The following is a 24,811-nucleotide window of genomic DNA, read 5'->3' as shown; positions in this document are numbered from 1 at the left end:
AAGCTAAATCATATAACAGCGCGAGCTGCAATTATTGCATCTGCAACGTTTTTAGCGGCTTCTGCATACTTCAAAAACTCCATAGAGTAAGATGCACGGCCTTGTGTTGCAGATCGCAGATCAGTTGCATAACCAAACATTTCAGAAAGTGGTACTTGCGCATTAATTTGCTTAAGACCACCGAATGCTTCTTCCATGCCTTCGATCATGCCGCGGCGACGGTTTAAGTCACCAACTACATCACCCATGTTTTCTTCAGGAGTGATAACTTCAACCTTCATTACTGGTTCTAGAAGAGCTGGGTTTGCTTCAAGCGCACCTTTCTTCATCGCCATTGAACCTGCAATCTTAAATGCCATTTCATTCGAGTCTACATCATGGAATGAACCATCATATAGAGTCGCTTTAACGCCAAGTAATGGGTAGCCAGCAAGCACACCTTGAGACATTTGCTCTTGGATGCCTTTGTCTACCGCAGGGATGTATTCTTTAGGAACGGCACCACCAACGATTTCGTTAACGAACTCGTAAGTTGGCGCTTCATCATCCGAAATATCCATCGGTTCAAGTTTAAGCCAGACGTGACCATATTGACCACGACCACCTGATTGACGTACGAACTTCCCTTCAACTTCAACAGCTGAACGGATAGCTTCACGGTATGCTACCTGCGGCTTACCAACGTTACATTCAACACTGAATTCACGTTTCATACGGTCGACAATGATATCAAGGTGAAGTTCACCCATGCCAGAAATAATAGTCTGGCCTGATTCTTCGTCAGTTTGTACTCTGAAAGATGGATCTTCTGCCGCTAGTTTACCTAACGCGATACCCATCTTATCTTGGTCAGCTACTGTGCGAGGCTCAACCGCAACAGAGATAACTGGCTCTGGGAACTCCATACGCTCAAGCGTAATAATTGAGTTCGGATCACACAGTGTCTCACCTGTTGTTACGTCTTTAAGACCAATAGCCGCTGCGATGTCGCCTGCGTAGACTACTTTGATCTCTTCACGTGAGTTTGAATGCATCTGAACGATACGACCAAGTCGCTCACGCTTACTTTTAACTGGATTATATACCGCATCACCCTGTTTAACAGTACCAGAGTAAACACGGAAGAAGGTCAAGGTGCCAACGAACGGGTCTGTCGCAATCTTAAAAGCAAGTGCGGCAAACGGTGCGTTGTCATCAGCAGGACGTTCTTCCTCAGTACCATCTTCAACGATACCTTGGATTTGTTTCACTTGTGTTGGCGCAGGCATATATTCGATAACAGCATCAAGCACAGCTTGAACACCCTTATTCTTAAATGCACTACCACACGTCATTGGAACAATTTCGTTTGCTAATGTGCGCTGACGTAAAGCTGCTTTAATTTCAGCTTCGGTCAGGTCTTCACCTTCTAGATATTTGTCCATTAGTTCTTCTGATGCTTCAGCAGCGCTCTCAACCATGTGAGAACGCCATTCTTCTGCAAGCTCCAGAAGCTCTGCCGGAATGTCCTCATAAGTGAAAGTCATGCCTTGATCTTCGGCATTCCAGTTAATGGCTTTCATCTTAATAAGGTCAATAACACCTTTAAAGTCGTCTTCAGCACCAATTGGTAGCTGAATTGGAACAGGCGTTGCTCCAAGACGAGATTTCACCTGGTCCACAACTGTTAAGAAGTCAGCGCCAGTGCGATCCATTTTGTTTACGAAGATCATGCGAGGAACTTCGTATTTGTTCGCTTGACGCCAAACTGTCTCAGTTTGCGGCTGTACACCAGATGAAGCACAAAGAACAACTACCGCACCATCTAGTACGCGTAAAGAACGCTCTACTTCGATAGTGAAATCTACGTGTCCTGGCGTATCAATGATATTGATGCGATGGTCGTCAAATTGAGCGTCCATCCCTTTCCAGAAACACGTTGTTGCAGCAGAAGTGATTGTGATACCACGCTCTTGTTCCTGCTCCATCCAATCCATAGTTGCAGCACCATCATGTACTTCACCGATCTTATGAGAAAGACCCGTGTAGAACAGAACACGTTCTGTTGTGGTGGTTTTACCTGCATCTACGTGAGCGCAAATACCGATATTGCGATAGCGCTCAAGTGGAGTTGTACGTGCCATATGATCCTCTTAAAGGTTAAGGGCAGATTACCAACGGTAATGAGCGAATGCTTTATTCGCTTCAGCCATACGGTGAACGTCTTCACGTTTCTTAACCGCAGTGCCTTTGTTGTCAGCAGCGTCAACGATTTCTTGAGCTAAACGTAAGCCCATAGATTTTTCGCCACGCTTACGTGCAGCGTCTACTAACCAACGCATACCTAATGCGTTGCGACGTACTGGACGTACTTCAACTGGTACTTGGTACGTTGAACCACCAACACGGCGAGATTTAACCTCTACCTGTGGGCGAACGTTTTCAAGTGCAGCTTCAAAGATTTCAAGGTGCGACTTGCCTGATTTCTCAGCAGCCACGTCTAACGCACCATAAACGATTTTTTCAGCAGTAGATTTCTTGCCGTCTAACATTACTACGTTAACGAATTTAGCAAGAAGTTCCGATCCGAACTTAGGATCTGGAAGAATTTTACGTTGACCTATTACGCGTCTTCTAGGCATTTTGTATCTCCGGTATCTTCAGGTTTGCTCTTTTAGAGTCAATACCCAAAACAATTAATTTAAAAATTTAGTGCTTGGCCTTACTAACGGAGAACCATTAGCCCTTAGGGCGTTTAGCACCGTATTTAGAACGAGCTTGACGACGGTCGCTAACGCCTGCACAGTCAAGTGCACCACGTACAGTGTGGAAACGCACACCTGGTAAGTCTTTAACACGACCACCACGGATTAGGATTACACTGTGCTCTTGTAAGTTGTGGCCTTCACCACCAATGTAAGATGTTACTTCGAAACCGTTAGTTAAACGAACACGCGCTACTTTACGTAATGCAGAGTTTGGTTTCTTAGGTGTAGTTGTATATACACGAGTACATACACCACGCTTTTGCGGACAAGCTTTAAGTGCAGCTGAGTTACTTTTAGTAACTTTGCTACGACGTGGCTTACGCACTAGCTGGTTAATAGTTGCCATTTAAATAGCTCCTGAAATTAAAATTACTACTGAAAAAATAAAAAATCCGCCCTGTTTACATGCTCGTTACAAAACGTGCAGGCAAATGGGTGGCGGAATTTTAATGAGCAAAGTTTAACCTGTCAACCTTAACTCATCGTAAGGCAGAAGATAACTGCCTTACGATTTCTTAATCTATTGATTAAGTTGAGATTATTGGTTTCCAGAGATATCTGCGTTTAGTGCGTCAGTTAGTGCTTGAGTTGCCTCTTCAGCGCTTACTGTTTGCTCTTCAACGATTTCACCTTGCTTGCGACGGTTTAAACGGTCTTGGTGATACGCAAAGCCTGTACCAGCTGGGATCAGACGACCCACGATTACGTTTTCTTTCAGACCACGAAGCTCATCGCTCTTACCATTTACAGCGGCTTCAGTTAGGACACGAGTTGTCTCCTGGAACGATGCTGCAGAAATGAAAGATTCTGTTGCAAGTGACGCTTTAGTGATACCCATTAACTGGATTTCAAACTTCGCTGGGATCTTGCCTTGTTTCTCAAGTTCACGGTTAGAAATATTAACGCGTGCTACTTCAACTTGTTCACCGGCTAAGAACTCAGTGTCACCGCCGTCAAGGATGATACATTTACGTAGCATCTGACGAATAATTGTCTCAATGTGCTTGTCATTGATCTTAACGCCTTGCAAGCGGTAAACCTCTTGCACTTCGTTAACGATGTAGTTAGCTACATGAGTTACACCACGTAGGCGTAAGATGTCATGTGGTGACTCAGGACCATCGGCGATAACTTCACCTTTAGACACTTGCTCACCTTCGAACACGTTAAGTTGACGCCATTTAGGGATCATCTCTTCGTATGCGTCACCCTCAGCTGGAGTGATTACAAGACGCTTCTTACCTTTTGTTTCTTTACCGAAGCTGATAGTACCTGTGATTTCTGCAAGGATTGCAGGATCTTTCGGCTTACGTGCTTCGAATAAGTCAGCTACGCGAGGTAGACCACCCGTGATATCACGAGTCTTCGAACCTTCTTGCGGAATACGTGCAAGTACGTCACCTGGGTTTGCAGTTGCGCCGTCTGTTACTTCAATCGTTGTGAATGAAGGAAGACGTGTTTCTTGCAGACCACGCTCATCGCTTTCGATGATTAGTTTAGGTTCTTTCGCATTCGCTTTACCTAAGTCTTTAACAACCACACGTGTTAAACCAGTTAACTCGTCTGTTTGTGCTTCGGTATTTGAGTCATCAATGTCGCTGAACGAGATTTTTGACTTGTGCTCAAGAACGATTGGGTGACTATGCGGGTCCCAAGTAGCAACGATGTCGTTACCTTGAACTTCTGCATTATCTTGTACTGCTAACACCGCACCGTAAGGTACTTTATAACGCTCTTTCTCACGACCAAAGCTATCGATGATAGTGATCTCTGTTGAACGAGACGTGATAACAATCTTACCGTCTGTGTTTAATACGTACTTCGCATTGTGTAACTTCAATGTACCGTTAGTTTTAACTTGTACACTGTTTTCAGCAGACGCTCGAGATGCCGCACCACCGATGTGGAAGGTACGCATCGTAAGCTGTGTACCCGGCTCACCGATTGATTGTGCCGCGATAACACCTACTGACTCACCTGGATTGATGATGTGGCCACGCGCAAGGTCACGACCGTAACACTTAGCACATACACCAAAGTCATTATCACAAGTGATTACTGAACGAACGCGTACTTCATCCACTGAGTGCTCTTCTAAAAGGTCACACAGTTTTTCGTCAAGCATGATGTTACGCTTAACAAGTACTTCGTTAGTATTTGGAATTAATACATCTTCAGCAACAACACGACCTAGTACACGTTCACGAAGTGCTTCTACAACGTCACCACCTTCGATAAGCGGTTTCATTGTTAAGCCATCTTCTGTGCCACAGTCGTCTTCGTTGATTACTAAGTCTTGTGCAACGTCTACTAGACGACGCGTTAAGTAACCCGAGTTTGCTGTTTTAAGTGCTGTATCGGCAAGACCTTTACGCGCACCGTGCGTTGAGATGAAGTACTGTAGTACGTTTAGACCTTCACGGAAGTTCGCCGTGATTGGTGTCTCGATGATTGAACCATCTGGACGTGCCATTAGACCACGCATACCCGCTAACTGACGGATCTGAGCGGCGCTACCACGTGCACCTGAGTCTGCCATCATAAACACTGAGTTAAATGAAGATTGCTCTTCTTCTTCGCCTTTGGCGTTGATTACAGTGTCTTTTGATAAGTTCGCCATCATCTCACGTGATAAGTTTTCATTTACACGTGACCAGATATCGATAACTTTGTTGTACTTTTCACCAGCCGTTACAAGACCTGATTGGAATTGTTGGTTGATTTCAGTTACTTCAGCTTCCGCTGATTCAATGATTTCTGCTTTAACCGGTGGGATAACTAAGTCATCGATACCGATTGAAACACCTGACTTCATTGCGTAGTGGAAACCTGTGTACATTACTTGGTCAGCAAAGATAACGGTATCTTTAAGACCTAGACGACGGTAACACTCGTTTAATAAGCCAGAAATTTGTTTCTTACCTAGGGCTTGGTTGATTAACTCAAACGGCATGCCTTTAGGTAGGATTAGTGAAAGAATTGCACGACCTACTGTTGTTTCAACAATAGATACTTGCTCAACTGCTTCACCTTCTTCATTGTTAACTGTTTCGCTAATACGTACTTTTACGCGCGCATGTAGCTCAGCATTACCACTGCGGTATGCTTTTTCAGCTTCTTTAGGATCTTTAAATACAGTACCTTCGCCTTTCGCATTGATGCGATCACGAGTCATGTAGTAAAGACCTAATACAACGTCCTGTGAAGGAACGATGATTGGCTCACCATTCGCTGGAGATAGGATGTTGTTTGTAGACATCATTAGAGCACGTGCTTCTAACTGTGCTTCAAGCGTTAACGGTACGTGTACCGCCATTTGGTCACCATCGAAGTCAGCGTTGTACGCCGCACAAACTAATGGGTGTAAATGGATCGCTTTACCTTCGATAAGCACAGGTTCGAACGCTTGGATACCCAAACGGTGAAGTGTTGGTGCACGGTTAAGTAATACTGGATGTTCACGAATTACTTCGTCTAATACATCCCATACTTCTGCCACTTCACGCTCAACCATCTTCTTAGCTGCTTTGATAGTCGTAGCCATGCCGCGACGCTCTAGTTTGCCGTAGATAAATGGTTTGAATAGCTCAAGTGCCATCTTCTTAGGAAGACCACACTGGTGTAGTTTAAGCGTAGGACCTACTGTGATTACAGAACGGCCAGAGTAATCTACACGTTTACCAAGTAAGTTCTGACGGAAACGACCTTGCTTACCTTTGATCATATCAGCAAGCGATTTAAGAGGACGTTTGTTAGAACCTGTGATCGCACGACCGCGACGACCGTTATCAAGTAGCGCATCTACCGCTTCTTGTAACATACGTTTTTCGTTGCGTACGATAATGTCTGGTGCTGCTAGATCTAATAGACGCTTAAGACGGTTATTACGGTTAATAACACGACGGTAAAGGTCATTCAGATCAGAAGTCGCAAAACGACCACCGTCTAGTGGTACTAATGGACGTAGATCAGGCGGAAGTACTGGAAGTACTGTCATGATCATCCACTCAGGGTTGTTACCTGATTGGTGGAAAGATTCCATTAATTTAAGACGTTTAGTGATCTTCTTACGCTTAGTTTCAGAGTTAATTGTAGGTAACTCTTCACGCATTTCAGCAATTAATTGGCCAAGATCAAGTTCACGAAGCAAGTCTAATACTGCTTCTGCACCCATCTTCGCTTCAAACTCATCACCGTGCTCTTCTAGTGCATCTAGGTACTCTTCTTCACCTAAAAGCTGACCACGCTCAAGCGTTGTCATACCAGGCTCAGTTACTACGAATGATTCGAAGTAAAGTACGCGCTCGATGTCACGAAGTGTCATGTCTAGCATTAAGCCGATACGTGACGGTAATGATTTTAAGAACCAAATGTGCGCAACTGGGCTCGCAAGCTCAATGTGACCCATACGGTCACGACGCACTTTAGTAAGCGTTACTTCAACGCCACACTTTTCACAAATAACACCACGGTGCTTAAGGCGCTTATATTTACCACATAAACACTCATAATCTTTCACTGGGCCGAAAATACGGGCACAGAATAAGCCGTCGCGCTCAGGCTTGAAAGTACGGTAGTTGATTGTCTCAGGTTTCTTTACTTCACCGTATGACCATGAACGAACCATATCTGGCGAAGCAAGACCAATGCGAATTGCATCGAATTCTTCGGTCTTATTTTGTTGCTTCAGAAACTTAAGTAAGTCTTTCACCTTAGCTCTCCTGTCGGAGGTTAATCTTGAGGGCGAACCAATCGCCCCTACATTCTATTCGGCCTAACAGGTGCGGCTTACGCCGCACCTAAATGGCTTAATTTTCTTCCAACTCGATGTTGATACCCAGTGAGCGGATTTCTTTCAACAATACGTTGAACGATTCTGGCATACCTGGTTCCATCTTATGGTTACCATCTACGATGTTCTTATACATCTTAGTACGACCGTTCACGTCATCCGATTTCACTGTTAGCATTTCTTGTAGAGTATATGCAGCACCGTAAGCTTCTAGTGCCCACACCTCCATCTCACCGAAACGCTGGCCACCGAACTGGGCTTTACCACCCAGCGGCTGCTGAGTAACAAGGCTGTAAGAACCAGTTGAACGTGCGTGCATCTTGTCATCAACCAAGTGGTTAAGTTTCAGCATGTACATGTAACCAACAGTTACTTGACGTTCGAACTGATCGCCAGTACGGCCATCATAAAGTGTAACTTGACCGCTTCTTGGATAACCACCAAGCTCTAGTAAGTCTTTGATTTCGCTTTCACGAGCACCATCAAAGGCTGGAGTTGCGATCGGTAAACCACCTTTCAAGTTATCAGCTAAGCGACGAACTTCATCATCAGAGAACGAGTCGATATCAACTTTCTGACGACAATCACCTAATTCGTAAACTTTCTTAACGAAGCTACGGATTTCGTGCAGTTCACGCTGCTCTTTCATCATTTCTTCTAAGCGCTCACCCACACCACGTGCAGCAAGACCCATGTGTGTTTCTAGGATCTGACCGATGTTCATACGTGATGGTACACCTAGCGGGTTCAGAACGATGTCTACCGTACGACCTTTGTCATCGTATGGCATATCTTCTACTGGTACGATAGTCGAGATAACACCTTTGTTACCGTGACGACCCGCCATCTTATCACCCGGTTGGATACGACGTTTAACAGCTAAGTATACTTTAACAATCTTAAGTACGCCTGGTGCTAAGTCATCACCTTGAGTGATCTTACGACGTTTGTTTTCAAACTTCTTATCGTATTCAGCTTTAAGCTCATCGTACTGGGCAGCTAGTTGCTCAAGTTCAGCTTGCTTGTCTTCTTCAGCAAGGCTTTGAGTAAGCAGCTTTTCAGCATTTAGTGATGCAATTGAATCTGCGTTCAGACCTGCGTCAACAAGTAACTTACGAGCACGGTCTAATACACCGGCTTCTAAGATACGGAACTCTTCGTTGAAGTCTTTCTTCGCTTCGCGAAGCTGCATGTCTTCAACTTCTAACGCACGCTTATCTTTTTCAACACCGTCACGGGTGAAAACTTGTACGTCGATTACAGTACCAGTTACAGAGTTTGGTACGCGTAAAGAGCTGTCTTTAACGTCTGACGCTTTCTCACCGAAGATAGCACGTAGTAGCTTTTCTTCTGGTGTTAATTGCGTTTCGCCTTTCGGAGTCACCTTACCTACTAGGATATCGCCGCCTTTAACTTCAGCACCGATATAAACAACGCCTGATTCATCAAGCTTGCCTAGTGCAGACTCACCTACGTTAGGGATATCTGCTGTGATCTCTTCAGGACCTAATTTAGTATCACGTGCGATACATTGTAGTTCTTGAATGTGGATAGTCGTTAGACGATCTTCTTGAACTACACGCTCTGATAATAGGATTGAATCCTCGAAGTTATAACCGTTCCATGGCATGAATGCCACGCGAAGGTTTTGACCAAGTGCTAAGTCACCTAGGTCAGTCGAAGGACCATCTGCTAATACGTCACCACGTGTTACCGGCTCACCAACCATACAAGTTGGTTTTTGGTTAATACATGTATTTTGGTTTGAGCGAGTGTATTTAGTAAGGTTGTAAATATCGATGCCCGCTTCACCTGGAATACGCTCATCTTCATGTACATTTACAACGATGCGGCTTGCATCCGCATACATTACTTCACCACCACGCTTAGCAACGATAGTTACACCAGAATCTTTCGCTAGTGTAAGCTCGATACCTGTACCTACCAGCGGTTTGTCCGCGATAAGTGTTGGTACGGCTTGACGTTGCATGTTTGAACCCATCAATGCACGGTTAGCATCATCGTGTTCTAGGAACGGGATAAGTGCTGCCGCTACAGAGATCACCTGTTGTGGTGATACGTCCATATATTGCTGATCCATTTTGCCCATAAAGGTTGATTCACCTTTGTGACGACATGGAATTAGTTCATCAACAAACTCATTGTTTTCGTTCAAGTTTGAGTTCGCCTGAGCGATAACAAACTGACCTTCTTCAATGGCTGATAAGTAATCTACTTCATCAGTAACTACACCGTTTACCACTTTACGGTAAGGTGTTTCTAAGAAACCATAGTCATTCGTACGTGCGTACGTAGACAATGAGTTAATTAGACCGATGTTTGGACCCTCAGGCGTTTCGATTGGACATACACGACCATAGTGAGTTACGTGAACGTCTCGAACCTCGAAGCCAGCGCGTTCACGTGTTAAACCACCCGGGCCTAATGCAGAAATACGACGCTTGTGCGTTACTTCTGAAAGCGGGTTATTTTGGTCCATGAACTGTGATAACTGAGATGAACCAAAGAACTCTTTAACCGCAGCCGAAATAGGCTTAGCGTTAATAAGATCTTGTGGCATTACAGCGTCAAGGTCACCTAAGCTTAAACGCTCACGTACAGCACGCTCAACACGTACTAGACCAACGCGGAATTGGTTCTCAGCCATTTCGCCAACACTACGGATACGACGGTTGCCTAAGTGGTCGATATCATCAACATCGCCAACACCGTTACGAATAGCGATAAGCACTTTCATAACAGCTACGATGTCTTCTTTCGATAATGTGCCAGGGCCAGTATCTGAGTCATAACCTACACGGCTATTGAACTTCATACGACCAACTGTTGATAAATCGTAACGCTCGTCAGAGAAGAACAAGTTATCAAATAAGGCTTCAGCCGCGTCTTTCGTCGGTGGCTCGCCTGGGCGCATCATGCGATAAATTTCTACTAATGCTTCTAAACGGTTGCTTGTTGTGTCGATACGTAATGTATCTGACATGTAGGCGCCGCTGTCCACTTCGTTGATATATAGTGTATCAATCTTAGTGTGACCTGCTTTAACCAATTCAGCCATTAGCTCAAGTGATAGCTCGTCATTCGCGTTTGCGATGATCTCACCAGTTGACTCATCAACATAGTTTCTAGCTACAACACGACCAATGATGTACTCATGCGGTACTTCTAATTGGTTAATACCTTTTTTCTCGATGTTCTTGATGTGACGCGCAGTAATACGACGACCCGCTTCAACAAGGACTTCACCGTCTTCGCCTTTAATATCAAAAGCGGCAGTTTCACCACGTAAGCGTGAAGGAACAAGTTCCATAAGAACTTTACCGTCAGCAACTTCAAACGCAGTTGTATCGAAGAATATCTCTAGGATTTCATCCGTTGAGTACTCAAGTGCACGTAGGATGATTGACGCCGGTAATTTACGACGACGGTCAATACGTACATAAAGGTTATCTTTTGCATCAAACTCGAAGTCTAACCATGAACCACGGTAAGGAATTACACGCGCGTTATAAAGTACTTTACCTGACGAGTGAGTTTTACCGCGGTCGTTATCAAAGAATACACCAGGGCTACGGTGTAGCTGAGAAACGATAACACGCTCTGTACCATTGATAACAAAGGTACCGGTATCAGTCATGAGCGGAATTTCGCCCATGTAAACTTCTTGCTCTTTAATGTCTTTAACTGTGCCTGGTGCTTCTTTGTCCATCACCACAAGACGCAATTTTACGCGAAGTGGAGCAGAATAAGTCACACCGCGAATTTGACATTCTTTTACATCGAATACTGGCTCACCAATACGATAACTTACGTATTGAAGCTCAGAATTTCCCGAGTAGCTTTTGATAGGAAACACAGAACGGAAAGCAGCTTCCAAACCGTGATCGCCATCAGCGTCAGGGACTAAGAATTTTTTAAACGATTCTAACTGCGTCGACAGTAAGAAAGGTATATCCAAAACTTGTGGACGTTTACCAAAATCCTTACGGATACGTTTCTTTTCAGAATAAGAGTAAGCCATGGGGTTCCTCAGCTTGCTGATCTTTGACCCGACCTGTTCTTGTAAGAACAGACTTAACTGGCATCTAAGCCAAGATGTACAACATTAAATTGTTGTTCTATTTTGCTCTGACACTTTCAACACCAAACTAGGTAACAACTTGAAAGTAAAGAGAAAATTAGATTTTATTTGCGTTACAGGATTGCATCGCTCTATAGCGCAAAAAGGCCGGTGATTAAATAATCACCAGCCCTTGCCTGATTACTCAGGCAGCGAACCTAGCGTAAGCTAGATTACTTAACCTCAACTTCAGCACCAGCTTCAGTAAGGTCTTTTGCAAGTGCTTCAGCTTCTTCTTTAGATACACCTTCTTTGATAGGTGCAGGAGCAGCTTCAACAAGTGCTTTAGCTTCTTTAAGGCCAAGACCAGTAGCACCACGTACAGCTTTGATAGCTGCAACCTTGTTAGCGCCAGCGCCAGTAAGGATTACGTCGAACTCAGTCTTTTCTTCAGCTGCTTCAGCAGCAGGACCAGCAACAACAGCAGCAGCTGCAGTTACGCCGAATTTTTCTTCCATTGCTTCAACTAGAGCAACAACGTCCATTACTGACATTTCAGCAATAGCATCAAGGATTTGGTCTTTAGTTACAGACATTACAAATTTCCTAATTATTACGGACTAAATATAGCCCAAAAAAAATATTACACCGAAAGTGAACAAAAAAACAGCTTAAAATTAAGCAGCTTGCTCTTCTTTCTGTACACGTACTGCTTCAATTGTTTTACACAATTTACCTGCAGACGCTTCTTTCATAGCGCTCATTAAGCGTGCAACAGCTTCGTCGTAAGTAGGTAGAGTTGCTAGCATAGCTGCGTCTACTACGTTACCTTCAAATGCAGCCGTCTTAACTTCGAATTTCTCGTTCTTCTTCGCGAAATCTTTGAAGATACGCGCAGCAGCACCTGGGTGCTCTGAAGAGAAAGCGATTAAGCTTGGACCTACAAGTGAGTCAGAAAGGCACTCAAAATCTGTACCTTCAACAGCACGTTTAGCTAAAGTGTTACGAACAACTTTCATCCATACACCAGCTTCACGAGCTTCTTTACGAAGGGCAGTGATAGCACCAACTGTTACACCACGAGAATCTGCAACAACTGCAGAAAGAGCACCAGTGGCTGCTTCGTTGACTTCAGCAACAATTGCTTTTTTGCCTTGAAGATTTAAAGCCATGGGTGTTACTCCTGGTTTAATGGGTTGCCGAAATTGGCTTCCCTGTTCTACTCTTCCCCATCAAAGATGGAGATGCTTTTTACGGCGAGAGCCAGAAGATTAGGAAAAATCTATCTGGGGATTCACACCGTCTACGTAGGTAAAATATTAAGGCCGAAGCCGCCTACGGTCTTGGACGGAAGCCCAATTTATCGTTTTTACCCGAAGGCATTACGAAATTATGGACTTCAACCCGAATTCTTTACTTGTTTCGAAATTAACTTTCTCAACAAAATGGCGCAAAATTATAGTTCAAATTTCGCGCCATGTAAACTCTTAATTAAGCAACAACTGTGCTTAGAGAGTTTTGGTCAACAGCAACACCTGCGCCCATTGTTGTAGAGATAGTTACTTTCTTCACGTAAGTACCTTTTGCTTGAGAAGGTTTAGCCTTCTTAAGCGCAACAATAAGAGCTTCAAGGTTTTGTTGAAGTTGCTCAGCAGTGAAATCAACCTTACCGATAGTAGTATGGATGATACCGTTCTTGTCGTTACGGTAACGAACTTGACCTGCTTTCGCGTTTTTAACTGCTTCTGCAACGTTAGGAGTTACAGTACCAGTTTTAGGGTTTGGCATTAGACCACGTGGACCTAAGATTTGACCTAGTTGACCAACAACACGCATAGCGTCTGGAGATGCAACAACAACGTCAAAGTTCATCTCGCCTTTCTTAACTTGTTCAGCAAGATCTTCCATGCCCACTAATTCAGCACCAGCTTCTTTCGCAGCATCTGCGTTAGCGCCTTGTGTGAATACAGCAACACGAACTTCACGACCAGTACCGTTAGGTAGTACAGTTGCACCACGAACGTTTTGGTCAGATTTACGAGCATCGATACCAAGGTTAACAGCAACGTCAACACTTTCTACGAATTTAGCTGTCGCTAACTCTTTTAAAAGAGCAACTGCTTCGTTGATTTCGTAATCTTTAGTTACATCCACTTTTTCGCGGATTGTACGCATACGTTTAGTTAATTTTGCCATTATCTTAGTCCTCTACGTTCAAGCCCATCGCACGCGCAGAACCTGCGATAGTGCGAACTGCAGCGTCCATATCAGCCGCTGTAAGGTCAGGTCGTTTTGTCTCAACGATTTCTTCAAGTTGAGCACGAGTTACTGTACCCACTTTTTCAGTGTTAGGACGGCCAGAACCTGATTTGATGCCTGCAGCTTTCTTAAGTAAGTAAGCAGCCGGTGGAGTTTTCATGTCGAACGTGAAAGAACGGTCACCGTAAACAGAGATCACTACAGGAACTGGAGCGCCTTTTTCGATAGATTCTGTACGTGCGTTGAACGCTTTACAGAATTCCATGATGTTTACACCGTGTTGACCTAGTGCTGGACCTACTGGAGGACTAGGGTTAGCCATACCAGCGGCAACTTGTAGCTTGATAATAGCTTCAACTTTTTTAGCCATAATAAATACCTCATTTGGTGGGTCATAGCCTTGTGCGCGCGAGGATGCGTACTCTAACGGCTTCCCAGTTTAAAAATTGGTTCTCACTTTTTAGTGATAAAACAAGTTGTAACTTGCCCTAACACAAAAAGGCCGCTGATTATAAGTTAATCAGCGGCCTTTTTCAAGCGTATTGCCAAAATATTAAACGATTTTGGCAGCTTTAATTTTTTTACTTACTTGTCTTGCTCAACTTGACCAAATTCAAGGTCAACAGGTGTCGAACGACCGAAGATAAGAACAGACACTTTCACGCGGCTCTTCTCGTAATCAACTTCTTCAACAACACCGCTGAAGTCAGCAAATGGACCATCGATAACACGAACAACTTCGCCTGGCTCGAATAATGTAGCTGGCTTAGGTGCTTCAGAGTTTTCTTGAAGACGGTTTAAGATGCGGTCAGCTTCTTTTTGGCTAATTGGTGCTGGACGATCAGACGTACCACCAATGAAACCCATAACACGTGCAGTGCTGTTCACTAAGTGCCAGCTTGCATCGTTCATGTCCATTTGAACTAGTACGTAACCTGGGAAGAATTTACGCTCAGATTTACGCTTTTGGCCAGCGCGCATCTCAACAACTTCTTCAGTTGGTACTAATACTTCACCAAAACTATCTTCCAAACCTTCGATCTTGATGTGCTCAAGAATAGTTTGTGCTACACGCTTCTCGTAACCAGAGAAAGCTTGTACTACGTACCAACGTAGTTTCTTTTCGTTCTTCTCATCCGACATGGGATTAGATCTCCAATCCAGTTAAAAAGCCTACTGCGCGGAATAAAATGCCATCTAATCCCCAAAGGATAAGCGCCATAATCACAGTTGCAACCATTACAATTAATGTCGTATGTGTTGTTTCTTGGCGAGTTGGCCACACAACTTTACGTACTTCGATACGTGCTTCTTTTGCAAACGCAAGAAAAGTACGACCTTTTTCAGTTAGTGAGGCAATGCCTAAACCAGCTGCAACAGCAACCACTACACCAATAGCACGTAATAATACAGATTGGTCTGCATACATGTGGTTACCAACGACTGCGCCTGCTAGTAGCGCAATTGCTACAATCCACTTTACTGAATCCATCGCACTTGATGGTGTTTCTACATTCGTGCTCATAATATTTTTACCTTAACTACAGACACAACAACCCTGCGCTCTGGCAGGGTTAATCCATTAAAATCTAAACTTAAAAACTGACTTGTTTAAACCGATTTTTAATTTCAGACTTAGCACACATTGTGTAAAAAGTGGCAGGGGCGGAGAGATTCGAACTCCCAACCGTCGGTTTTGGAGACCGCTGTTCTACCAATTGGAACTACGCCCCTGCAAAGTGGATGCCTATTATACTTACGCAATTCATTAACACAAGAGTAAAAGATACCCATTAGTTAAAATCTCATCAGTTCGTTTAAAAATCAATATTAACATTGATTAAAAAGCAGTTTATCATAAACCCATTACAGGAACATAAAATAACATGGATCAGTGTGCTGCTATTAAAATCCCCTTTTAATATTGTATTGTTATGCCTCACTTTGTTGATGGCTAATCAGGCTAGTGCACGTTCTTTACACCTAGGCACTTTTAATAGTCAGCAAGGCCTGAGTCAAAATTCAATCACTTGCAGCATCACCGACCAGCAAGGCTTTTTATGGTTTGCTACACAAGGTGGCTTAAATCGCTTTGATGGTTATGAATTTAAGCGTTTTAAAGCTAACAGCGATCATAAAAGCATTTCAGGGAACTGGATCACCGGCTGTGTTAAAGATAGTAAAAACCAGCTATGGTTTTCGACTGCAAGCAAAGGGCTTAATAGACTCAACCCTAAAACCGGTCTGTTTGAGACTTACTCTACATCTAATAATGATGGACTGAGTGAAGATAAAATCTGGTCTATGGCGTTAGCTAAAGATGATATTCTTTGGCTAGGTCACGAACACGGTAAATTAACCCGTTTTGATGTATCAAATAATAGTTTTACACACTTTCACTATAAATCAGCGCAGCCATTGGTTCGAGACATTGTTATTACCGATGAACTAATTTGGCTTGCCACAGATAAAGGGCTTATTTCATTTGACCCAATTACTGAGCAATTTACTCAGCATGCTCAGATCGCCGTGCCGCTCTGGCATCTCAAGTTGCTTAATGACGAAAAGCTGCTTATTGGCGCTAAAAAAGGTCTTTATATATTAAATTTAGCTACGCAAAGTAGTGAAAAAATCGAACAGTTTAATGGAACCTGGGTAACAGACAGCCTCGTTGACCAACAGCAAAACCTTTGGCTTACAAGCTACGGGCAAGGTCTATACCTTTTACCTGCAGGTGCTGACTTACGAGAGCGATTCACTCAATATCGCCATGACAAACAAAACCCCAACGGCTTAAGCAGCGACTATCTGCTTTCTCTTTTTCAAGACTCGCAAGGTGTTATTTGGCTAGGCACAGATGGCTATGGTGTGCACCGCTATGATCCTAAGCAACAAGAGTTCTCTCATCAATTAAAAGCCTCTCAAGCAAATTCGTTAAGCCATAACTTTGTTCGTTCAATAGTTAAAAGAGCCAGTGGTGAGGTATGGGTTGGCACCCGTGATGGACTCAACCGCAAAACAACGTCTGGTTATCAGCACTTTAAAAACGCTCTACCTAATAACAATATATTTGCCCTACACGAAGATGCTAACCAGCAATTATGGATTGGTACTTACGGTGGCGGTTTAATTAAGTATCAAGATAGCCTTGATGAGTTTACAACTTTCACCATGCAAAGCCACCAGCTAGCCAGTGATCGTGTTTACGCAATTACCAGCGACAAAACAGGTGCACTTTGGCTAGGTAGTAACCAAGGCTTAACCCGCTTTGAACCAACCTCTGCCAAGGTGACTCACTATAAGCACAATAATGCGCAAAATAGCCTTGCCAACAACACCGTATTTACTTTGGCTTATGATAATGAAGAGCACGCACTATGGATTGGTACCCGAGCAGGACTCAATAAACTCGATATCTCAACAGAGCAATTTAGTTTATTAGATGAGCAAGATTCAGGCGAGACAGGGCTTAGCCACAATATGGTTACCTCTTTATTACTCAGTGAAGACAGCATTTGGGTTGGCACCATGCAAGGCTTGAATCAGGTCAATAAACATACCCTCACAGTGAAACACATAACTGAGCAGCAAGGATTAGCTAATGACAACGTTTTTGACATTCTTGCCGATAAACAAGGCACGCTTTGGCTTGCAACCAATGGCGGACTCACTCGCTATAACCCCAGCACACAGCAAATTCAGCAGTTTTTGCCTGAAGATGGTATTCAACACCAGTCATTTATACTGGGTGCGAGCTTTCAAGCTGACGATGGCGAGTTATTTTTTGGTGGTATTAATGGCTACAATCATTTTTACCCTGAGCAACTAACCTTATCGCACACTCCCCCAACTCCAGTGTTAACTGAGTTATTACTTAATAACCGAGCAATTAAAAGTAATCATTTTGATAAGCAAACCAATACCCTTGCTAGTGCAACTCAGACATTCTCGTTTGCAAAATCAGCGGGGGTTATCGGCTTTAAATTTAGTGCATTAAAAAATGGCGCGACTCCAAAACATTACCAATATGGCTACAAGCTAGCTGGCTTTGATGAGCAATTTTTATATACCGATGCATCCCTTAGGCAAATTAACTATCCGCAATTGCCTGCTGGTAACTACCAGTTATTGCTAAAAGCAAAAGATCAATATGGCCAATGGAGTGACAGTACACAGCTATTAGAACTTACTGTTGTGCCTCCTTGGTGGCAAACTAAATTAGCCTACGGCATTTACTTTACGTTTGCTTTAGCACTGACTTGGCTTGTGTTAAATGCCTTGTACAAGCGCAAACTAGCAGAGCAAGAGAAGCAAACCGAAATTGAGTTAAACAAATTAAAAGATCAGTTTTTAGATAACATCAGCCACGAACTCAAAACACCACTTAGCTTAATACTCGCTCCGGTAAGTCAGTTACAGCGAAGCAATGCAGACTCTCAAGCTCAAACGCAACTAGCCAGTATCAAACGTAACTGCCAGCGCTTACTAGAGCTCATCAATCAACTTTTACAACTGAGTCAACGTCCAAGCACGGCAATTTACACTGTCAGCCCCTATTCTATTACGCCATTTTTAACAGATTTAGTGGCGGATTTCAGACCTCTGTATGAGCAAAAACAGCTGCAATTTAGCTTCACTGACACCACCACTACAGCACTTAAGATTAACCTTGCTCCTGAACATGCCCACTCGATTTTCAGTAACCTGATAAGCAATGCACTTAAGTACACCCCTTCAGGTGGCACTGTCGATATTCACCTTAGTGAAGTGCAACAAGCGTTACAGTTTAAAATTAATGATACCGGTGTGGGTATTGCCAGTGAGCATCAGCAGTCTATTTTTCAGCGCTTTACTCGCTTAACATCGTCAGAACCAGGAAGTGGTATTGGCCTGAGCTTAGTAAAACAACTCGTTGAACAATACGGTGGCTCTATCAGCTTAAGCAGTAAGTTTGCTGAAGGTAGCTGCTTTACTGTGTCATTACCTATGATTGAAAGTGCTGATAAGCACATTAATAGTGCTACGCAAGTTCTTACCTCACAACAGACATTGCTGATTGTTGAGGATAATGAGGAAATGGCAGAGCTACTCCTTTCTTTATTTAATAACGAGTTTAACTGTATCTGTGCTGCTGATGGCCAGCAAGCTCTCGACCTTTGTCAGTCAGACCTGCCTGACCTCATTATCAGTGATGTGATGATGCCGAATATGGATGGCTATCAATTATTAGCAGCTCTTCGAGCAAACCCGGCCACCAGCCACATTCCGGCATTATTACTTTCAGCTAAAGCAGATACCCACAGTCGCTTAAAAGGGCTTGATTTATTAGCTGATGACTTTTTAAGTAAACCTTTTGAACCGACTCTACTAGTAAGCAGAGTAAAAGGACTGCTTAATCTGAGACAAATTTTAAACCAACACCTAACAGCACAACTGGCAGCTCCTCTGAATAGCGATACAGCGGCAGTAACAGTACAAAATAAAGATTACTCTTTTACAGAAAAGCTTAAGCAGATAGTACAAGCGCATTACCAAGATGAAAGCTTCTCGGTTGAGCAACTAGCCTCTGCGTTATGTTTAAGCTCTCGAGCTCTGCAACTAAAAATGAAAGCCTTGTACTCACAAACACCTTCTGATTATTTGCGTAATACTCGCTTAGAGTTTGCAAAAAAACAGCTAACCGATAGCGCGTTAGCAATTGGTCAAGTAGCGGAGCAAGCAGGTTTTAGTTCACAAAGCTATTTTGCCCGAAGCTTTAAAAGCTATGTTGGCTTATCACCAAAACAGTATCGAGAAAAATATCAAAAACATGCCGAATTTCGCGTCAGTGAATAAAGTTTTCGCCTGAGTGCTATTAATAAAACACTGATTTTTATAGCTTATCCATTCAAACGTCAATAACAACAAAGCCCATAGTGCGGCGTTATTTACTGCATGAGATATAAGTTAAGGAAAGTCATATGCTCACCAAAACACACAAAGCAATTTCGATTACGTTACTTGCTGCAGCACTGACTGCATGCCAGAGTACTTCGACAACCACCAGCAATAACAATAGCCCAGATATAAACGAAGTTGCACAGCAGCAGTACAATGGCCCAAAAGCTCGGATCGCTGTTGCCCGCTTTACTGATAAATCAAACGATTCACGTTGGTGGCGTAAAGAAATTGGTGAAGGTATGGCCGATCAACTCACAACGGCATTAGTTAGCACCAATCGCTTTATTGTTTTAGAGCGACAAGCACTTGATGCCGTATTATCAGAACAAGACCTTGCTGTGTCAGGCCGTGTGAGTGCAGCATCAGGAGCTGCGTATGGTGAAATAGAGGGAGCCGAAATTGTTGTGGTTGCCGCAGTCACAGAGTTTGATGATGACAACTCAGGCACTCGTGTCGGCAGTGGTGGCTTTATCGGCGATGTATTTAGCTCGGTATCGGCGGGTTTTTCAAGTTCGCACATGGCGATAGATTTACGCTTAATCGATACGCGTACTTCACGTATTTTAGCCGCTACCAGTGTTGAGGGTGGCAGTAAAGATTTTGACTTTACATCTGCTGCTACCAATTTTGGTGGCGCACTCGTTGGTGGTAACTTAAGTAGCTGGTCAAACACACCAAAAGAAAAAGCATTGCGCGAAGTGATCGTAAAAGCTGTTGAGTTTTTAGAATCAAAAGTACCAACAACTTATTATCGCTATAATAGCGATAACACCATTGCAGCTGGCCATACAGCCCCTGCACCACTAAAAGTAACCGCAGCAGCACCCGCTAAAGCGCCAGTTGCATCGGTTAGTGTTCCAACTCACAGAATGCCTTACTACGAAAAAACAGACTTAGCGATGTCACGACTGAACTTGGTTTGTTTGGGTTATTTGAAAAGGCAGCCTCACTACGAAGAATATGAAATAGAAGACGTAGAGTACGATGAAGCAACGGTGATTGCGCTCACTGAGTATCAGCAAGAAAAAAAGCTGAAAGTGACAGGCCTTGCTGATGAGACAACTAAGAAGTCTCTTGATGATTCAGGGTGTATTGCCAAAACGAACAAATCAAGTTTAGAAAGCTTTGGCAGTATGTTTAAATTTAACTAAGCAAACTAACAGCCAGTGCCAGCACTGGCTGTTTAAACCCTTAGTTTGTGCCTTTCACCAGTGGTACACCATTGTTACCAACAGGAATATAAACTGTTGTATGGTTAGGTGACTCAGCCATCTTTAACTGCGCATTAATAGCTTCATGCTGTAGATAATTTGGCGTCAAAGTGGCATTAATGATTTTTTGCGCCTGTGCAATACCTTTCGCTTCCTCTACACGTATCTCAGCATCTTTTCGTGCAATTTCTTTTTGCGTTTCTTTTTCAGACAGTAATTGTTGTGCAGCCAACTTTTTCTCAACAGCATTAGCAACAATAGCCGGATAGTTAATATTTCCCACTACGACATTGGCGAGCTTAAATGGCGTTGGTTCTAAATACGCTTTTAACCGAGCTGTTACTTCTGCTGCTATTTTCTCGCGATTAGTTTTTAACACACCACTATCGTATTGCTGCACTATATCACGCACATAAGTTCTAAATGTTTCACGGACAAATCGCGGATACCAATCTTCACCACCGTATTGCTCAACCACCGCTCTGACAGAGCCGCTTTCTATTGAAATGACCGCATGAAAATCAAAACTAATATTTAAGTCATCGTTAGCTAAGATTTTAAATGCCTCAGTATACGTATTCGGGCGCATATCAATATTAATCACCTGATTGCGCCAAAGTGACATGCCGTAGTTAGCTGGGCCAATCATAGTGCCCTGATAACCGCCTTCGCCAAACACCCGCGGCTTTTCAAATACGTAACCCTCTTCACCTGCTGGTGTACTTGGGTTAGTACACGCCGTGAGCGATACAGCCACTAAACCTGCTAATGCTAAACTTGGAAAAACACTCGATAGAAGTGTTTGCGTCCCTGAACGTTTAAATTTCATTGTTGTTATCTCATTCCATTATAAAATTTGTAATAACTCACCACGATAAAAATCACATAACAACCAAATTTGTTGAAATGGATGCTGCTTAGGCACATCAAGGTGAGTAAGTACTGACTTAAAATCATCAAGATGCCATATAGTACTTGCATTTCGAATTAATAACCAAGGCTGAGTAGACTCGTAGTGTTTCTTAGCTTTTTGTGCCAGCAAGCGATGCAAAGCACAGTGCAGACGCTCGTTACTCGGTGCTAAAGCCATTTCAGCGAGATCTCGTTGCATTGAGATAGACAGCGGCCGACCTAACACCGCCATTGCTTCTGTTTCGCTGGCATATAAATGTGCGACTTCAATATCAAGCCGTTCATCACCTTTATAACAACTCACGTCTGGTTTACTCGGCGTGTTATGCCAAATATTACGCATACTTACGCCAAACTGCTTTTCGTAACAGCGCAAAAACAACTTTGCTGCGCCATGCTCGAGCGCTATTTTTTCTTGTTCACTTTCACGATTCATTTAATGTTGCATACACATCTTTTAATAACCCAGAAGCGCCAAAACGAAATAGCTCGGGTTGTAAGTACGCTTCACCCATGATTGATTTAGCTAGGTCTAAATACTCAGCAGCATCGGTAACTGTTCTGACCCCGCCTGCCGCCTTAAAACCAACCTTTTTACCACTCGCTTTTATGCTGTTCAACATGATGTCTGTTGCAGCTAGCGTTGCATTAACAGCCACTTTACCAGTACTGGTTTTAACGAAATCAGCGCCGCCATCAATTGCTAGTTTAGTTGCTGTTGCAATGAGGTCATCGCTTAATTCGCCACTTTCGATAATGACTTTAAGCTGCGCTTGAGTACCACATGCCTCTTTTGACGCTTTGACATACTCTAAAACTTTGCGCTCATCACCACCAATAAGCGCTTTGTAGGGGATCACTAAATCAATTTCATCAGCGCCGCGTTCAATGGCAAATAGGGTTTCATTTAACACTTGCTCTAACGGCTCATCCCCACTAGGAAAGTTAGTAACTGTAGCCACTTTAACTTGCTGTAGTTCACGCTCAGCGAGTGCTAGTTTAGCGTCGCTTACAAACTGGCTATACACACAGACCGCTGCAGGAATACCTAACGTTGGCTCAATACTGGCAACCAAGTTATTAATGGTTTCTGTTGTGTCGCTGTCATTCAGAGTTGTTAAGTCCATCAGTGCCACCGCTTGGGCAGCGCTTGTTTGCATTTTAGTCATAGCTCTTATATTTGTGTTGCCATATTAGTGACCTATAGTAGCAAATTTTTATCATTCGGCTATAAATCATAACTAATCACCATAAGGCTGCTTATTTACTTGTAACTCGCCGCAATCCCTTGTTAACTAAGTCTTAAGCCAAAACAAACCACCTGGTATAACTTTTAGTTATATAAACTTGGTTTTAATTATTTTTTACTTTTTTTAGAGCACTATATTCTGCTTGCCTGCAATAAGCAGTTTCTTGATGTGTTTTAGGGGTGAGAACAAAGTGCAATATTTACCAATCTTTACCAAATTAGACGACAAACCTGTGCTGGTAGTCGGCGGTGGAGATGTCGCATTACGCAAATGCCGTGCATTTTTAAAAGCGCGTGCTCATGTGACGCTAGTCGCCCCTGAATTTTGTGATGAACTTCGAGAACTTGCTGAGAAAGGTGATGTAACACTCATTAACGACTTTTTCAAAGAACAGTATTTAGATCAGCAAATGCTGGTAATCGCTGCAACAGATATAGACAGCGTTAACAAAGATGTGTTCGAACTTGCTAATGCGCGCAATATTTTCGTTAACGTGGTGGATGATCAACCTAAGTGCAGCTTTATTTTTCCATCAATTGTTGACCGTGATCCAATCACAATTGCAATTTCAAGCGCAGGCACAGCGCCAGTATTAGCACGTCGTTTACGTGAAAAACTCGAAACGCTTATTCCACAGCATATTGGTCCACTTGCTACATTAGTTGGTAGCTTTCGCGACAAAGTAAAACAACGCTTTAAACACTTTGCTGACCGCCGCCAGTTTTGGGAAGGCGTATTTGATTCATCAGTTGTAAGCAAAGTCCAAGCGGGTAATACCGAAGCTGCAACAGCGCAGTTAGAGCAATTGTTAGATGCAAAGCCAGAACCAGAAGGCGAAGTGTATGTTGTAGGTGCAGGCCCAGGTGACCCTGAGCTATTAACCTTAAAAGCACTGCAGTTAATGCAACAAGCCGACGTAGTTGTATATGACTACTTAGTTTCTGATGAAATTATGGATTTAGTACGCCGTGATGCCGACCTAGTTTGCGTAGGTAAAAGGTTAGGCGATCACAGTGTGGCGCAAGAAGATACCAATCAGATGTTGGTCGATTTTGCCAAGCAAGGCAAAAAAGTATGCCGTATTAAAGGCGGCGACCCGTTTATTTATGGTCGTGGTGGTGAAGAAGTACAAGTTCTTGCCGCGAATAAAGTGCGTTACCAAATCGTACCGGGTATTACTGCTGCTGCAGGTTGTAGCGCTTATGCAGGTATTCCACTTACTCACAGAGATCATGCGCAAGCCATTCAGTTTGTAACGGGTCACTGTAAAAAAGATGGTCAAGAATTAGATTGGCAGTCACTTGCCAAGCCAAATCAGACCTTAGCGATTTATATGGGAGTGATTAAATCACCGCATATTCAAGCACAACTATTAAAACATGGCCGCGGTGCAGATACCCCCGTTGCCATTATTGAAAACGGCACACGTAAAGAACAACGTGTGGTAACAGGGCAATTAGGTGAGCTAGCCGACTTGATTTCGCGCCATAGCATTATTTCACCTGCCTTATTAATTATTGGCGAAGTTGCATCATTGCATCATCAGCTTGCATGGTTTGGTCAAACAGAGCAAACCAGCAGCTTTGCCCAGCCAATTACTGGCGTAGCTTAATTTAACT

17 protein-coding genes and 1 tRNA gene are annotated in these 24,811 nt (G+C 43.3%); 3 read left to right on the top strand and 15 right to left on the bottom strand.

The window, feature by feature from the left end:
- Positions 1-8: 8 nt before the first annotated feature.
- The 12 genes from fusA to AADY36_RS01675 all read right to left on the bottom strand — a co-directional run bounded on the left by fusA (position 9) and on the right by AADY36_RS01675 (position 15,613).
- A complete protein-coding gene (fusA, locus tag AADY36_RS01730) occupies positions 9-2,123 on the bottom strand; it encodes an elongation factor G (protein ID WP_054563999.1) in 2,115 nt (704 codons plus the stop codon).
- 27 nt (positions 2,124-2,150) lie between these two features.
- The gene (rpsG, locus tag AADY36_RS01725; RefSeq protein ID WP_054554834.1) at positions 2,151-2,621 is read right to left on the bottom strand and encodes a 30S ribosomal protein S7; all 471 of its coding nucleotides are present in this window, start codon (positions 2,619-2,621) and stop codon (positions 2,151-2,153) included.
- A 97-nt stretch (positions 2,622-2,718) separates the two neighbouring features.
- Complete coding sequence (rpsL, locus tag AADY36_RS01720) at positions 2,719-3,093, bottom strand: 30S ribosomal protein S12 (protein WP_002958885.1); 375 nt, start codon at positions 3,091-3,093, stop codon at positions 2,719-2,721.
- A gap of 192 nt (positions 3,094-3,285) precedes the next feature.
- A complete protein-coding gene (gene rpoC / locus AADY36_RS01715) occupies positions 3,286-7,458 on the bottom strand; it encodes a DNA-directed RNA polymerase subunit beta' (RefSeq protein WP_054564000.1) in 4,173 nt (1,390 codons plus the stop codon).
- Positions 7,459-7,555: 97 nt separating this feature from the next.
- A complete protein-coding gene (gene rpoB / locus AADY36_RS01710) occupies positions 7,556-11,581 on the bottom strand; it encodes a DNA-directed RNA polymerase subunit beta (protein ID WP_055022150.1) in 4,026 nt (1,341 codons plus the stop codon).
- Between the two features lie 272 nt (positions 11,582-11,853).
- The gene (gene rplL, locus AADY36_RS01705) at positions 11,854-12,216 is read right to left on the bottom strand and encodes a 50S ribosomal protein L7/L12 (RefSeq protein ID WP_054554830.1); all 363 of its coding nucleotides are present in this window, start codon (positions 12,214-12,216) and stop codon (positions 11,854-11,856) included.
- A gap of 81 nt (positions 12,217-12,297) precedes the next feature.
- Positions 12,298-12,792: a 50S ribosomal protein L10 gene (gene rplJ / locus AADY36_RS01700; RefSeq protein ID WP_054554829.1), complete on the bottom strand. Its 495-nt coding sequence runs from the start codon at positions 12,790-12,792 to the stop codon at positions 12,298-12,300.
- 319 nt (positions 12,793-13,111) lie between these two features.
- Positions 13,112-13,816, bottom strand: coding sequence for a 50S ribosomal protein L1 (gene rplA, locus AADY36_RS01695; RefSeq protein WP_054564002.1), 705 nt, complete (start codon positions 13,814-13,816; stop codon positions 13,112-13,114).
- Between the two features lie 4 nt (positions 13,817-13,820).
- Complete coding sequence (gene rplK / locus AADY36_RS01690; RefSeq protein WP_054554827.1) at positions 13,821-14,249, bottom strand: 50S ribosomal protein L11; 429 nt, start codon at positions 14,247-14,249, stop codon at positions 13,821-13,823.
- A 215-nt stretch (positions 14,250-14,464) separates the two neighbouring features.
- On the bottom strand, positions 14,465-15,022 hold the full coding sequence (gene nusG / locus AADY36_RS01685; protein WP_054554826.1) for a transcription termination/antitermination protein NusG: 558 nt from the start codon (positions 15,020-15,022) through the stop codon (positions 14,465-14,467).
- Positions 15,023-15,026: 4 nt separating this feature from the next.
- Entirely contained in the window at positions 15,027-15,404 is a 378-nt protein-coding gene (secE, locus tag AADY36_RS01680) for a preprotein translocase subunit SecE (RefSeq protein WP_036971579.1), read from the bottom strand.
- Positions 15,405-15,536: 132 nt separating this feature from the next.
- Positions 15,537-15,613 (bottom strand) — tRNA-Trp (locus AADY36_RS01675).
- 216 nt (positions 15,614-15,829) lie between these two features.
- Here AADY36_RS01675 and AADY36_RS01670 point away from each other — a divergent pair.
- The gene (locus AADY36_RS01670) at positions 15,830-19,714 is read left to right on the top strand and encodes a hybrid sensor histidine kinase/response regulator transcription factor (RefSeq protein WP_342408422.1); all 3,885 of its coding nucleotides are present in this window, start codon (positions 15,830-15,832) and stop codon (positions 19,712-19,714) included.
- 125 nt (positions 19,715-19,839) lie between these two features.
- Positions 19,840-20,970 (top strand): CsgG/HfaB family protein, encoded by a 1,131-nt coding sequence (locus AADY36_RS01665; RefSeq protein WP_055022148.1) that lies wholly within the window; start codon positions 19,840-19,842, stop codon positions 20,968-20,970.
- 40 nt (positions 20,971-21,010) lie between these two features.
- On the opposite strand, the gene AADY36_RS01660 is transcribed toward AADY36_RS01665, so the two are convergent.
- From AADY36_RS01660 to deoC, 3 genes are read right to left on the bottom strand one after another with little or no spacing between them, the layout of a single operon-like run.
- Positions 21,011-21,859, bottom strand: a complete 849-nt coding sequence (locus tag AADY36_RS01660) for an SPFH domain-containing protein (RefSeq protein WP_054564005.1) — start codon at positions 21,857-21,859, stop codon at positions 21,011-21,013.
- A gap of 18 nt (positions 21,860-21,877) precedes the next feature.
- Positions 21,878-22,378 carry a hypothetical protein gene (locus AADY36_RS01655; protein WP_054554823.1) on the bottom strand — a complete coding sequence of 167 codons (501 nt, stop codon included), beginning with the start codon at positions 22,376-22,378 and terminating at the stop codon, positions 21,878-21,880.
- The gene (deoC, locus tag AADY36_RS01650; RefSeq protein ID WP_342408421.1) at positions 22,368-23,111 is read right to left on the bottom strand and encodes a deoxyribose-phosphate aldolase; all 744 of its coding nucleotides are present in this window, start codon (positions 23,109-23,111) and stop codon (positions 22,368-22,370) included. The genes AADY36_RS01655 and deoC overlap by 11 nt, the downstream gene beginning before the upstream one ends.
- 271 nt (positions 23,112-23,382) lie before the next feature.
- Here deoC and cysG point away from each other — a divergent pair, with 271 nt between their 5' ends.
- Positions 23,383-24,804, top strand: a complete 1,422-nt coding sequence (gene cysG, locus AADY36_RS01645; RefSeq protein ID WP_054564014.1) for a siroheme synthase CysG — start codon at positions 23,383-23,385, stop codon at positions 24,802-24,804.
- Positions 24,805-24,811 lie beyond the last annotated feature (7 nt).

It is taken from the genome of Pseudoalteromonas sp. D15MCD-2 (genome assembly GCF_038562745.1).
In the GTDB taxonomy this organism is placed as follows: domain Bacteria; phylum Pseudomonadota; class Gammaproteobacteria; order Enterobacterales; family Alteromonadaceae; genus Pseudoalteromonas.
The sequence above is the reverse complement of the archived record's forward strand: the minus strand, read 5'-3'. Positions and strand labels throughout refer to the sequence as shown.